A 12444-nucleotide genomic window follows, 5' to 3' on the forward strand; every position below is an offset into this window, starting at 1 on the left:
CTTATCGCACGTGAGCAGTTATACCTCTGGCTTGCACATCGAAAATCAGTGCTATCTCAAAAAAGATTTTGAGTAAAGTTGCGAAGAACGCACCTTTACTCCTGAATTAGTATTGCCTTCCTGGATTAGAACTTACAACCGTTCCGAAGAACTGTGTTCCTGTCGAAAACATTAAATGAATCCAATTTTGGAAGCGTATAAACAACGGCATCTGGGAATATATAGATGAGGGGTCTTACCGCCCAGTTACAGTCGTGCTCGATTTGCGTTATCTTTTTAGCCTTTTTCATGTCGTCTGCAAAGCTTTCCAGTTTTGCATAGGAACCTTGAGCGACATTATAGCCTAAGCTAGCTAAAGTTGTTTTGTTGTCACCTTCATAGCTCAGCTTTAATTCTTCTTCGTAGGGATTCTTAGTTCCTGGGATTTCACATCCGTATCGATATACAACGTCTTTTGAGTAGGCATTATACTTATCCTCTGAAACCGATGAGTAGACGATTCCATCAGGAAAGGAATAAATGAGTGCTCGCCTCGCAAAGTTACATTTTTGTTCACTTTGATTGATTTGAGTTCCGTAGTTTGTCATGTCAGAGAAGAAAGTGGGGCCGATTTTCTGCTGGAACTGCACGGGGTAACCAAGGCACTCAAGGGTCACTGGGTTACAGTCTAGCGATTTGGAGGGCACCTTTACTTCTTCAATTAACTTGCTAACAGTTTGAAGTTCTTGTTCAATAGCTTCTTCACTTGGCTTTTCAATGTTTGCATCAATGGATTCAATTTTTTCAACATCTTCACTTAGATGATCTTCCTCAGAATTGGGCTCGTTGAGAATCTTCTGAGGCTCTCGGGTAATACTGGGGCTATAGTCAAACAGCTTGCACCCGGTGACAAATATCATGAAAAAGAAAACAGTATGTTTCATTGATTTGACCTTTATTATAATATTAATCGTAGGCTATTATCTTTATGGTCATTGATTTGGATTAAGAAAATCAATATTTTGAAGAATACTCTCAATGGCAGTTCGATCACCAGCGGCGATCTCGTTACCGACTCGAAAGCCAGGAAATGAAACTTCAAAGGCAAGAAGTCTACTTAAATCATCTTCGACTTTTTTGATTGATGCAAAGCGACCTGCTTGCAAACCTGCAAGTTGCATCTGAAGGGTCTGTTTCTCTTCTTTTGCCACGATGACCTTCCCTGCAAGATCGAATATTAGCTTTTCATCCTTAGCCTCCGCTGCTGAGGCTGCATCAAGCTGCTTTTGAAGATCTCTGATCTGCTCATCTTTCTCGGTCACCTTGAAAGAGAAGTTGCCATCCTTAATCGTTTGATCAATAGCTCGAAGGTTTTGAAATTCACCGCGAACGTTTTCGTTGATAGCAGTTTTAAGCTGGTTCTTAGCCTCGTCTGGATTGCTAAGCTTTTCCCCGAGAGCGCGAAGTTCTGCTCTTTTCTGCTCCACTTCAGACTTTGCCGACCGAAGACTAGCATCAGACTCGGCAAGCCTATTTTCGATAGTGGCCTTGTCGAGTAGTAGCTGGTTATATTTGGTCTGCATCTTGTTGATTGCTTCAATGGTGTCACCACACTCTTCTTCCGTAGATTCGGGCTTACACGCAAGGTATTCCGTGACTATGATTGTTTCTGTCTCGATTTTTACAACTGGTTCGACTTGCTAATGGAGACTGTCGATAAAAACGGGGTGTCGATTGTTTAGGGTATAGCTATCTGCCTTAGCGTTAACAAAGATTCAGGTAAGTATTCAGCTAGTTCACAATAATTTGATTCCCCTCTTGAACTGATGGGCAAAGTTGGCCAATATCTCCAAGCGTGTAAGCCCCATATTGCTTCTTCCCTTACAGGCCGCAGTTTCACGGAAAGTTCAAAATCAGCTCGGCAGCGAACTTATTACCTCAAAAAATCCATAGTTTCTAGGTGGTTACAATATAATGTTTAAAACAATTATTACCTATTTGCATTAATTGGTATTTATGTGTAGATTGCTTGGCTGGCTAGTCAATCTATAGAAGTCATTGGCTTCATCAATGAGGTCTTGCCCATCTACAGAACCTTAATAAACAAACTCAGGAGTTTAAGATGAATATACACTTCCACAAGCCTACCTATCTCCCGCTGGCTACTCTTATCTGCGTCGGGCTATTACCAGTCGTTGGTTTAGCTCAAGAAAGCTCAGATCAGAAAAAAGTAGAGAAGTTCACAGTTACTGGATCAAGGATAAAAAGGGTTGATTCGGAAGGCCCCATTTCTGTGAAGGTAATTGACCGGGAAGAAATCTCAAAGTCTGGTGCAACTTCTCTCAATGGTTTGTTGAATAACTTAAGCTCGTCTAGCTTTGGTGCTCAATATTTGTCTGCAGGTTTTGGAGATGCCGACTTCCAGTCAGTTGACCTTCGTGGCTTGGGTGCGGATAAAACACTCGTGCTCATAAACGGCAGACGCTTGCCAAAGGATGGCCGCTACCAAATCGTTGACCTTTCAACTATTCCATTATCTGCAATTGAGAGAGTTGAAATAGCGAAGGGTGGAGCTTCTGCTGTCTATGGTTCGGATGCTATGGCAGGTGTTGTCAATATAATCACAAGGTCTGATGGTGATGGTGGTGAGGTTGGTGTCAAACAAACCCTTACCACTGAAGAAGGCGGAGAAACCACAGAAGCACACGCAGCTTACGGCTATGTGGGTAATAGAATCCAAACACTGACAGCAATAAACTATAAAAAAACAGAGCGAGTTCGACAAGATTCCCGTGAGTGGTTTGACTCTGATCCCGCCACGACTATCGGTAGGCCCGCTAACTATGTTGGTAATGATGGAGCTCTCCACGCTCCAACGAATTGCCCAGAGGGACAGATTAACTCCCAAGACGGTCGTCCCGATCGTTGTACAGGTGACTACTTTAGTGGCGGCGAAGGCAGTGACTATACGTCGGAGTCGAGTAAGTTGTCTCTATTCCAACTTTTTGAATATGGCCTGACTGATGATTTAAGCGTGTATGGACAGATTGTAGCAAGTCGTAAAAATACCCGTGCTGTAATGGGCCCCAACTTCATAAGCTCTTCAGCTGGAATTAAGGTTGGAGCTGATGTCGCTCAGCAAAAAATTGATCAAGGAATACTGGATGAAAGTTTAGTTGTCAATGAGGGTGGTGATGTCGAAGACCTCACTATCTCTTATCTTTTTGACAAGAATCGTGCTTACACAGCAAATACAGATAACCTTGGGTTGTCGGCTGGTCTGAAAGGCAGCATGCTCGATGCAACCTGGGATTGGGACTTCAATATCTCGAAGACCTCTACTTGGAGACGGAATGATCAGGATCAGGGTGCTTATATTGAAAGTGCTATGACTGAAGCCATTAGAAATGGCAGCTACGATGTTTTCAGCAACGAAGCTCAAGATGATTCAGGGTTTTCGGTCTCTACTAAAGACGTCACTTATAGTACCATCGAGGGGGCTGAGCTATCCTTAACAGGAGAGCTATTTGAATTGCCTACAGGCTATGTTTACGCTGCTATAGGTGCAAGTTTTCATAAAGAAAAATTTCAGGACCTTCTAGACCCTTATCTAAAGAATGGTGACCTATTCGGAACAGGTGGAAACAATGCATCAGGCTCAAGAGATCGTTCAGCTTTGTTTGCAGAATTGAGCATTCCAACGATAGATCGTATGGAGGTGACTCTAGCTGGACGAGTTGATAATTATAGCGACTTTGGAACAGCATTCAATCCAATGGCTTCAATCAAGTATTCCCCAATAGATTCACTGTTGCTTCGCACTTCCTTTGGCCAAGGGTTCAAAGCTCCAGATCTGACAGACCTTTACAAAGCTGAGGGTAAACTATTTGGCACAATTGACAGAGATTTGGCTCTTTGCCAAACAGGAGAAGAAGATGAGTGCGAAGGTTATGGAGTTGAGATCGTCAGCAAAGGCAACGAAGATTTAGAAGAAGAAACATCTCAAAACTTCGGCTTTGGCTTCGTTTTCGAACCATCGAACCAGTTCAACTTTGCGTTTGATTATTACAATATTGAAATCGAAAATCAGATCAAACAGGCTGATGCGACTGCACTTGTTGACAAGGCATTTAGAGATGGAGATGGATCTTTACCTGACGGTGTTGTGATTACTAGAGACGAGACCACTGGTCGAGTTACAAGTATCTTCAACCCCTACGTTAACACTGCTGCATTGAAGACAAGTGGGTTGGACCTAAACCTGAAAGCAAAGTCTGAAAAGTATACCTGGGGACAACTCAACCTTACAACGGACTACACCTATGTTCTTTCATATAAGCAAGAACAAATCGCTGGACAAGGTTTTGAGGAGCTTATCGAGAAAAATACTACTGGCGACAAAAGGCCGCGATGGAGAATGTCGAACACACTTTTCTATAGCTATGATGTTCATGGTCTTGGGCTAACGAATCGTCAGATTTCTGGATATGACAAGTCTGTAGCTGAAAGCGGACGGGTTGGTAGCTCTTCAATGTGGGACATGCAATACGCTTACAACGCATTTTTTAATGGATCTGTTGCTTTTGGTGTGAATAATTTGTTGAATACAATTCCACCCAAAGATGAAACCGATGGAAGAAATTTTGGTATTGAAGATCGTTTGCATAGTTCAAAAGGTCGAGAATTCTATATTTCTGCGACTCAGAAATTGTAGGAAAAACTCTTGTCACAAGAGTATTTGAAAGAGCAGCTCTTCCGCTGCTCTTTTTTTCTTCAAGGAGGAGTTCCTTGATACCACAGGAACCTCAGCTTCCCTCAATGTCTGTGGTTTTCAGGATGGGCTCCCCGAGAATATTTACGGGTGTTTTTTAAAACACGCGTAAAATAATCAATATTCTCGGTATAGTATTCGAGCTTCTTATTAGACCAATGGAAATACCGGACTGAATCCGAGACTGCTCCCTTTGCTACGAGCGCATTGAATACATCTTTCAGGTTTATATCATCGTCAAGGTCAATAGGTTTTGGGTTGGCGAAATCAATTTCAATTAGCTGGCTCATTTTGTTTTCCGTCTGATTTTGTTTAGTGGTTAAATTCATCAACGACTATCTAAGCGTGTGAATAGGTATTGTCGCCGCAGCGGCGTGCTTGAGGCTTTTACGAAGGGTTTTAAAAACCTCTGTAATGTAGTCCTCATCCCATATTGAACGGGAACGGGTACGGTCAATCTATCGACTCAGTCTCATCAACTCTCTTCTTCTTCGAATTTATTTCTTTGTCATCAATATCATCAAGAACCAAACCCCGATCAATCTTCCGAGCGATCTCAAGCATGGTCCTGTGATCGATGGTGACCTTCTTACCCAAGAGCTTCTTCCATGACTTCATTTTGATCCCCTCTGCTGTCATCCCCTGATTATATATACTCCCGCATATTCCCCGCCATAGGGTGGAAGTAAAACCGGCATTTAGCAGTCTCTCTGATCAGCTTTCTCTCTTCAAAGAAGGCCTTTGATAGCTCCTGAAGGCCCTCAGCCTTAAATGGATGGGATACGGTCTTAATCCCGTTTTCGTCGATATGGATGTGGTTTCCCCTTGGATGACACGAGTTCTTTAGAAAGGCGACAACCTTTTTCTCAGCAATACCAGGAAAATAGTTAGAGAGGATTTCGCTAATTCTCATGCAATCTGGTGGGAATGCTTGTTTATTCTCTAGCGCCGTTTCGATCTTGTGGTCGATTAGCTTTGGAGTTTCGGTTTCTAATCGGTCAATCTTCTGTTGCTGCTCCTTCAAAATACTCAGCGATCGCATCATGGCATCGATCTCTGATATCGTGTCGGACTTTGTGTGGAATTCGTAGGCTTTGTCAGTGACTTCCCATAGGCTATTGAAGATATCCCACGCCACATTGGAGTTGATGAGTTTCACCAAAGCGCGGAGAGTTTCTTTAGGTAGGAAACAGGCCTTTGGTGTGTAGCGATTCACAACACCATGATTTTTAAGCTCTATTAGGAGCTTCCTTGGTAATACCAAGTAACCTAACTCCCTCTTTTTAAGGTGAAACCAGATAGAGGACTGATCAACTCCAAAAAGATCTGCGGCCTGATTGACTAGTAAACCTTCGTCCTTTCCCATCTTCACTAAGTCGATAAAAAGGTCTTGGCCATCCACTGAAATTGCTTTGTTTACGACTTCGATGCTCTTGCTATTTTTCAAAACTTGCTCCATTAAGCCTCAATTTTCTATGAGGCGAGGATAGGAGCTATCAATTTCTCTGTGAAGACGAAGCTTCGCACCGTTTTTGGCGCAGCGTTGGACAATGAGCTTGGAATATAGGCTATAGGGAAGTGGTAATTTTTGAAGGTGAATCCAACCAGCTCAACGTTGAGCCGGTTAAACGACGCTAGGAAGTTAGGATTTTATCTGAACTTGCTTCTGCGTAGTAGTTTTCAAGTTCTTCCCATTTTTCGGGTTTCCACTTGTTAGCACCAATAACATAATAAGCAGCCATAGCATATATATAGCAGTCCAAGGTATGGTTCTCAGCATAAGTCTTCTTCCACCTATACTTTGCATGACCAGAGGAGAGCTTTTCTATGATGCAAGTTTCGGCTGTGAGTTGTTTGAAATACTCTTCATCGGTTTGAGGGAATGCGATCCATGATTTTGGATAACCTTTTACTTCAAGCTGTTTTTCAGTAGGTTTTTCAAGGTTTAGTCTTCCATAAAGTTCTGATTTGAGGCCCGAAACACCTACTTTCCAGAGCTTGATGCCAGCTCTTGTCTTCTTTCCCCTAAAATTGACATCGATGACCGAAGGCGCCGAAACTGGAGTATCAAGTTGATCCCTACCCTTTAGAGCGAATACGCGACGTTTGCTTTTTTTACGGACCCACTCGTAAACTTTTGCGGTTTGATACCCTGAATCAATTCCAAGTATGCGGATCGGGATCTTTTCACCGTTGGGGTGATCATACTCCTCATCGAGAAGTTCAGAAAGATCGTCCCAAACTTCTTCATTGGATGTATCGCCGATCAACCGTTTGTGTTCGATCAACCAAGACCTTTTGCGATTCCAACCGATTATTGAAACTTCCAAGCGGTTCTTTTGGACATCGACGCCGCACGTAAGCAAAAGAACTTCAGGTGGGACTTGCCCTTCTGCACGTTCCTCTCTGCGCTCATAAAGAAGTTTCCACTCTGGCTGTTCCCCGCCCTTGTGCTCAAAAGGCAGACCCAAAGAGGTGTTTACAAAGACCTTATAAAGCTCGATGTCGTCTTTTGCTTCAAGGTAGTCAACGACGACTTCGACAATGGTTTTCCAGGGACTATAAAGTTCGTTTAGATGAAACCCAGCTATACCGTCTGAAGTAGAAGTAGCGATCCATTTGCCGAGCCCTAACATCTTCATTTTGTGATGTTCGTAGATTTTGCCTTTGCAACTCTTACACTCAATGTATGCCGTTTTGGGTAGATCGACCCCACTTTCGTCTTTGTCCCATTTAACCTGATCCCATTCCAGGTACTGCTCGTGATCACAGTGAGGGCATGGGAGAAAATATCGACGTTGGTCTGATCGTAGCCACGCTCTCTCGATCCTTGACCCACCCTCGCCAGGTATATACTTGTTTCCTGGTGTGGAGCTCAGAATGGTTTTCCTGTTATGAAAAGTCGTCGTTCTCTTGTCGAGTAGCCTAAGGCCGTCCCCCTCAGTACCCGCTGACGCTAGCCACCTATCAATCTAGTCGGCTAGAACAATTCGAATCGGCCTAGAAGCTAGTGAAGCTGGCGAGTTAGCACCAGCCATCGTCACATGACCACCAAGGAATTTCTTATGATAAATTGTGGACTCTTTACCGTTGACCTTGACCGTTAGATTGGGAGTATCCCGAATCATTGGGTCTAGTCGATCCTTAGAAAATGCCTCGGCCATCTTCAAGGTTGGCTGAACCGCCATGACTGGAGCGGGATCATAGTCTATATGGTAGCCCAAGACATTCAGAAGCCCCTCAGTTTTCCCAACTTGGGAGCTGATCATAGAAACTATGGTGTGAATACCACGCTCGCTGACGGCATCCATCATTCCTCTTTGGTGGGGAGCACGGTCAGTTTTCCATTGGCCTGATTCACTTGAGGACTCAGGGGAAAGTTGACGATAGCTATCCGCCCATTCAGAAACGGTCATTTTTGGTGGTGGTGAGATACTACTAAAAACAATATCAACACATTCAATTGCTAGCATGTGGTACCGCCATTTCTTTTAAAGCTTCGTGGATTAGCTGTTCCGCTTCTTCTTCAAGGTCGGCTGGACTTGAAAAAGCACGGTATCTGGCACCAAGTTTTGTTGGAATAGCCATGAATTTGTTTTTTGCAGCCACGACTCGTTTTGAGTACTCATCGATAAACTCCTCAGCGCTGACGACTTTTTCTTTCAAGATTTGATATTCAAGTTCCTGCTTCTTGGCCTGCACCTTGGCAAGATTTGCTCGTTCATGTTGGAGAGACAGTCTATCGTCTTGAGGGACCGAAAAGACTGCTCCGAGCGCTTCATGAGAATGGTAGAAGATCTTCGATCCCTCCCTTCTGCAAGGCTCAAGATTCAAGATCTTCTTTTTTATGGTCTTGAACGTAATTCCAGTAAGCTGCTCGATCTCAGTAATGGTTAACTCGGTATTTCTATAATCCATGGTTTCATCCTCCCATGGTAGGAAAGCATTTTTTAGCTAGTCCGCGAAGACGAAGCTTCGCAGATGGGCTAGAGGCGATAAGAAGCAGGCCAGGCAGATCTTAGAATTCAACCCTGAGGAAGACGAAAGAGGCTGGTACCTACACGGAGCGCCAGGAGCGGGGAAAACCTCGATCCTAAAAGCTCTGGCCATTAGGCTGGCAAAGCGATACCCCGGCGAGGTGAAGTTCACACAAATGAAACACGCCCTCGATGCCATGGCCCAAGATGATTTTGCGCTCAAAGAATTCATCAAGCGGGATCTCGTAAATGTGAGGTTCCTCTTCATCGATGACCTTGGAGTTGAGCGGGCCTCGGAGTGGGTCTCGGAACAGATCTACAGCATTCTCGACTTAAGACTCTATGCAGCAACGCCTGATGGTAAGCCTAAGGTCACCTTCTTTTCCTCAAACCTCACTGGGAATGAGTTTTCAAACCGCTACCACGGCAGGAGTGTCCGTAGGATTAAAGAGCTCGCTGAATTTTTGGAGGTCAAATGAAGGGCTCTATCCCCATCGATAGGCTTAGGCCTTTTTGTAAGCGGCCTTTCTGTGGGGTTTCTCCTAGAGAAGGTGAGCTCACGGCTATCGATATGCTTCCCGCTATCACGAATTTATCCGGGGCCAGCGACTATCACTCCTACACGACCATTGGAAAATTGATGGAGATCTTTGGTGAGGACCTCCAGTGAGTTTGTAGGGAAATAAAACCAAGACTTTAACGAAACGATTTATAATAGAGGTTAATATGACAGAAGTTATTCAAGTGAAATCAAAAGAAATCAGTGTAGAAGGCAAGCAGTTCTTTGTGGGCCTTGTAAGCATGGGAGAAGATGAAGGCCTTCTTGTTAGTCAGGCTGCAGATCTTTTTGGGGTCAGGCAAAATACTATCTGGACCCATGTACAAAAGCGCGGATTAAGTTACTCGGTAATACCGAGGGAGTCGCTACTATGGCTTAAGAAACAAGGGTTTATAGGTCCTAGGGCGCCGAAGGCTTGCTTCCTACCAAAAGAAACCCTGCGAGCATTAGTGAAACTCATCAACTCCAATGTGGCGTGGGATATCTTCAATAGGCTATGGGAAGTCACCGACAGAGCCTACGAATTCCACACAAAGTCCGACACGATATCAGAAATCGATGCCATGATGCGATCGCTGAGTATTTTGAAGGAGCAGCAGCAGAAGATTGACCGATTAGAAACCGAAACTCCAAAGTTAATCGACCGCAAGATCGAAACGGCGCTAGAGGATAAACAAGCATTCCCATCAGACTGCATGAGAATCAGCGAGATCCTCTCTAACTATTTTCCTGGTATTGCTGAGAAAAAGGTTGTCGCTTTTCTAAAGAACTCGTGCCATCCAAGAGGCAATCACGTTCATATCGACGAAAACGGGATTAAGACCGTTTCCCATCCATTTAAGGCTGAGGGCCTTCAGGAGCTGTCAAAAGCGTTCTTTGAAGAGAGAAAGCTGATCAGAGAGACTGCCAAATGCCGGTTCTACTTCCACCCTATGGCGGGGAATATGCGGGAGTATATTTAGTTGGGCTATAATCAGTAAATGACAACAGAGGGGATCAAAATGAAGCCATGGAAGAAGCTCTTGGGTAAGAAGGTCACCATCGATCACAGGACTATGCTTGAGATTGCTCGGAAGATTGATCGGGATTTGGCTATCGATGATATCGATGACCAAGAAATAAAATCGAAGAAGAATGGAGTTGACCAAGCTCATCTTCAAGATACACAAGGAAGTGGTCGTTAAGAATATCACGAACATTCGGGGAAAGATCAATGTGCCTCTTAGCTTTTACGCGTGTTTAAAAAAACACCCGTAGATCTCAGGAGTTTCAGAATGACGCCCCACGGGTGATATAAAAATGACAGACTTCAGTGACTTACTTAAGGGCTGACTTCATGAGCCATTTAAGCTAGCTTGCTTCCAAAGTTTTTTCATGGCAGGACAATCATCTTGGAAGACAAACGAACGCTCAATCAGATGCCTGGTTTTAAGAAAGGGTTTGAAGCTCTCACCTATTTACAGCCTGAGTTGGGCGAGATCGGGGTGGCGAGCGAAGAGTATCTGGCTTTTGCACTTGGAGCCCTGGCAAGGGTCTATGGCTCTGTCAATGACCCGGAAAAACTATGGGAGCTCAGAAACAAGCTGTGGAAGGTTGAGGAAAAACTCGGAGAGCTACAGAAGAACCGTATAGATTCCTCAGCGGATTAAGCGTGCCCCAAAAGGAGTTGAAATATGGATAGGGAAATAGAATACCTTAGGCGTACTCAAGAAGGGCCAGTGAATGTTGCTGCCCTAAAGAGCCTTAAGCAGCTGAGAAAGCTGATCGACAAGAAGGTTGATGCTCCAGAACCATTTAAAAAGGTACTCGAAGACTGGAACAAGTTTCGAGTATATGCCATCACTGCTGTGGTCTACGATGAATATCCCGCTCTGACAAAGTGTTGGAAGCACCTACAAGCAAAATTTGGTGAGTGGGCATTTGATGAATCAATGATTTGTGCTTGGGCTTTCTTCAACTTTCCACTAGAGAATGGCCTATCTTTCGGCGAAAATTTTGTAGCGAGCGATGATGCACCGGAGCAGCTAAAACCCTTTGTTAGAGATATGGTAGCGACCAGACTGGGCCTTTATCAAGTGGTACTCAACTCAGGAAAATACCTCCGCCTTAAAGAACTTATAACTGACAAAGTCTTTGAAGCTCACAATACCATTGATACACCTGCAACCGGTGAGATCTCTCTTGCTAGGCTTGTACCCGTAGATGATAGATTCATGATTTTTGGTAGTCCTTCAAGCTTCCCCGCAGAATATAAAGAGCAGCTTGAATCTATGGTGCTAAGTAAGATGCTGCTATACTACGGTGAAGGAAGTGACTCTTATGAAAAGCACATGAAACTATCTGGTCCCTACTGGGTGTCGGTTGTCAGTGAAAATAGGAACGCTGATATTCTTAACCCAGACTACCAAGAGCGCTACCATGATGAGGAGCTTACTTTTACAACCTCTTTGCCAGACTGGATGATGCCAAAGTCTACTGAAGCCGAGGACAAGAAGCTAAAAGCCCGGAAGGATAAAAGAAAAGCAGCTCGAAAGGCTCGGAAGAAGAATAGGTGACATCAGATCTCTACCTCATGCGTAAATTCAACTAGACTGCTCACTACGGTGGACTCAATACGAGGCCAGAAGCGGATGTGACTAGAGTGAATAGCCTTATGTGAGAAACAAACTTTACTATATTGTCACTTACATCGATTCACCTCGAACCGAATAAACCTATTGTAAAAGAGGAGATAGAATCGTTGTGAGTAAGACCATCAGTGGAATTAGCATATCATGGCAAGAAGATGGGACTGTTTCTTCAGTCGACTCCAATATCGCCTTAAATGAAATAAACAATATTAGAGACTTAGGGGAAAAAGCAAGCAAACTCTTACACCAGTTTGCCGAAGGCCGCCCCTCCAAGCTAGTCATCCACGAGAATGTTCCAATCGAGGTCAACGGAAAGAGAGTGACCTCGTTCAGAGGAATCACCCATTACAACGACACTACTAATCTTTATACGACTAGCCTCGCAGAAATACCTGACATTGAAGAGCTCAGCAAAAAATCAGATCGCCTTGAACTAGGCTCTGTCTGACGAATCGATTCTCCTAAAGCTGATCTCGCAAAGCGCTAAGCAGATCATGGCTTCAAAGCTTGACTTGAGTTTGTCAAAAC

15 protein-coding genes and 1 pseudogene are annotated in these 12444 nt (G+C 44.1%); 8 read left to right on the forward strand and 8 right to left on the reverse strand.

The window, feature by feature from the left end; translation table 11 throughout:
• Window positions 1-125 precede the first annotated feature (125 nt).
• Both B9N89_RS14995 and B9N89_RS15000 read right to left on the reverse strand, forming a co-directional pair.
• Window positions 126-923: a hypothetical protein gene (locus B9N89_RS14995; RefSeq protein ID WP_132325954.1), complete on the reverse strand. Its 798-nt coding sequence runs from the start codon at window positions 921-923 to the stop codon at window positions 126-128.
• Window positions 924-971: 48 nt separating this feature from the next.
• Window positions 972-1562, reverse strand: coding sequence for a hypothetical protein (locus tag B9N89_RS15000; RefSeq protein ID WP_132325952.1), 591 nt, complete (start codon window positions 1560-1562; stop codon window positions 972-974).
• 539 nt (window positions 1563-2101) lie between these two features.
• Here B9N89_RS15000 and B9N89_RS15005 point away from each other — a divergent pair.
• A complete protein-coding gene (locus B9N89_RS15005; protein ID WP_132325949.1) occupies window positions 2102-4693 on the forward strand; it encodes a TonB-dependent receptor plug domain-containing protein in 2592 nt (863 codons plus the stop codon).
• A 101-nt stretch (window positions 4694-4794) separates the two neighbouring features.
• Here the strand turns inward: B9N89_RS15005 and B9N89_RS15010 are convergent, their stop codons facing one another.
• The 6 genes and pseudogenes from B9N89_RS15010 to B9N89_RS15030 form a co-directional block, all read right to left on the reverse strand.
• The gene (locus B9N89_RS15010) at window positions 4795-5040 is read right to left on the reverse strand and encodes a hypothetical protein (RefSeq protein WP_132325947.1); all 246 of its coding nucleotides are present in this window, start codon (window positions 5038-5040) and stop codon (window positions 4795-4797) included.
• Window positions 5041-5203: 163 nt separating this feature from the next.
• Window positions 5204-5368 carry a hypothetical protein gene (locus B9N89_RS31370; RefSeq protein ID WP_159455390.1) on the reverse strand — a complete coding sequence of 55 codons (165 nt, stop codon included), beginning with the start codon at window positions 5366-5368 and terminating at the stop codon, window positions 5204-5206.
• Between the two features lie 28 nt (window positions 5369-5396).
• The gene (locus tag B9N89_RS15015) at window positions 5397-6197 is read right to left on the reverse strand and encodes a hypothetical protein (RefSeq protein WP_132325945.1); all 801 of its coding nucleotides are present in this window, start codon (window positions 6195-6197) and stop codon (window positions 5397-5399) included.
• A gap of 187 nt (window positions 6198-6384) precedes the next feature.
• Window positions 6385-7392, reverse strand: a complete 1008-nt coding sequence (locus tag B9N89_RS32290) for a terminase gpA endonuclease subunit (protein ID WP_327355242.1) — start codon at window positions 7390-7392, stop codon at window positions 6385-6387.
• Window positions 7378-8223, reverse strand: a pseudogene (locus tag B9N89_RS32295) (phage terminase large subunit family protein); the annotation flags it as partial. The gene B9N89_RS32290 and the pseudogene B9N89_RS32295, both read right to left, overlap by 15 nt.
• Entirely contained in the window at window positions 8210-8668 is a 459-nt protein-coding gene (locus B9N89_RS15030) for a hypothetical protein (RefSeq protein WP_132325939.1), read from the reverse strand. The gene B9N89_RS15030 and the pseudogene B9N89_RS32295, both read right to left, overlap by 14 nt.
• 220 nt (window positions 8669-8888) lie before the next feature.
• Here B9N89_RS15030 and B9N89_RS15035 point away from each other — a divergent pair, with 220 nt between their 5' ends.
• The 7 genes from B9N89_RS15035 to B9N89_RS15065 all read left to right on the forward strand — a co-directional run bounded on the left by B9N89_RS15035 (window position 8889) and on the right by B9N89_RS15065 (window position 12364).
• Complete coding sequence (locus tag B9N89_RS15035) at window positions 8889-9206, forward strand: P-loop NTPase family protein (RefSeq protein ID WP_234996114.1); 318 nt, start codon at window positions 8889-8891, stop codon at window positions 9204-9206.
• Entirely contained in the window at window positions 9203-9397 is a 195-nt protein-coding gene (locus B9N89_RS15040; RefSeq protein WP_132325935.1) for a hypothetical protein, read from the forward strand. Before B9N89_RS15035 ends, B9N89_RS15040 begins: the two co-directional genes overlap by 4 nt.
• 56 nt (window positions 9398-9453) lie before the next feature.
• Window positions 9454-10248: a hypothetical protein gene (locus B9N89_RS15045; protein WP_132325933.1), complete on the forward strand. Its 795-nt coding sequence runs from the start codon at window positions 9454-9456 to the stop codon at window positions 10246-10248.
• A 39-nt stretch (window positions 10249-10287) separates the two neighbouring features.
• Window positions 10288-10470 (forward strand): hypothetical protein, encoded by a 183-nt coding sequence (locus B9N89_RS15050; protein ID WP_132325931.1) that lies wholly within the window; start codon window positions 10288-10290, stop codon window positions 10468-10470.
• 207 nt (window positions 10471-10677) lie between these two features.
• A complete protein-coding gene (locus tag B9N89_RS15055; RefSeq protein WP_132325929.1) occupies window positions 10678-10935 on the forward strand; it encodes a hypothetical protein in 258 nt (85 codons plus the stop codon).
• A gap of 24 nt (window positions 10936-10959) precedes the next feature.
• Window positions 10960-11841, forward strand: coding sequence for a hypothetical protein (locus B9N89_RS15060; protein WP_132325927.1), 882 nt, complete (start codon window positions 10960-10962; stop codon window positions 11839-11841).
• Between the two features lie 187 nt (window positions 11842-12028).
• Window positions 12029-12364 (forward strand): hypothetical protein, encoded by a 336-nt coding sequence (locus B9N89_RS15065; RefSeq protein ID WP_132325925.1) that lies wholly within the window; start codon window positions 12029-12031, stop codon window positions 12362-12364.
• Window positions 12365-12444: the final 80 nt, after the last annotated feature.

This window comes from Pseudobacteriovorax antillogorgiicola (assembly GCF_900177345.1).
GTDB lineage: Bacteria > Bdellovibrionota_B > Oligoflexia > Oligoflexales > Oligoflexaceae > Pseudobacteriovorax > Pseudobacteriovorax antillogorgiicola.

Bases quoted from the DNA above. Each gene is read 5' to 3' on its own strand.
- B9N89_RS14995 (WP_132325954.1), bottom strand. From the start codon at position 923: ATGAAACATACTGTTTTCTTTTTCATGATATTTGTCACCGGGTGCAAG.
- B9N89_RS15000 (WP_132325952.1), bottom strand. From the start codon at position 1,562: ATGCAGACCAAATATAACCAGCTACTACTCGACAAGGCCACTATCGAA.
- B9N89_RS15005 (WP_132325949.1), top strand. From the start codon at position 2,102: ATGAATATACACTTCCACAAGCCTACCTATCTCCCGCTGGCTACTCTT.
- B9N89_RS15010 (WP_132325947.1), bottom strand. From the start codon at position 5,040: ATGAGCCAGCTAATTGAAATTGATTTCGCCAACCCAAAACCTATTGAC.
- B9N89_RS31370 (WP_159455390.1), bottom strand. From the start codon at position 5,368: ATGAAGTCATGGAAGAAGCTCTTGGGTAAGAAGGTCACCATCGATCAC.
- B9N89_RS32290 (WP_327355242.1), bottom strand. From the start codon at position 7,392: ATGAAGATGTTAGGGCTCGGCAAATGGATCGCTACTTCTACTTCAGAC.
- B9N89_RS15030 (WP_132325939.1), bottom strand. From the start codon at position 8,668: ATGGATTATAGAAATACCGAGTTAACCATTACTGAGATCGAGCAGCTT.
- B9N89_RS15040 (WP_132325935.1), top strand. From the start codon at position 9,203: ATGAAGGGCTCTATCCCCATCGATAGGCTTAGGCCTTTTTGTAAGCGG.
- B9N89_RS15045 (WP_132325933.1), top strand. From the start codon at position 9,454: ATGACAGAAGTTATTCAAGTGAAATCAAAAGAAATCAGTGTAGAAGGC.
- B9N89_RS15050 (WP_132325931.1), top strand. From the start codon at position 10,288: ATGAAGCCATGGAAGAAGCTCTTGGGTAAGAAGGTCACCATCGATCAC.
- B9N89_RS15060 (WP_132325927.1), top strand. From the start codon at position 10,960: ATGGATAGGGAAATAGAATACCTTAGGCGTACTCAAGAAGGGCCAGTG.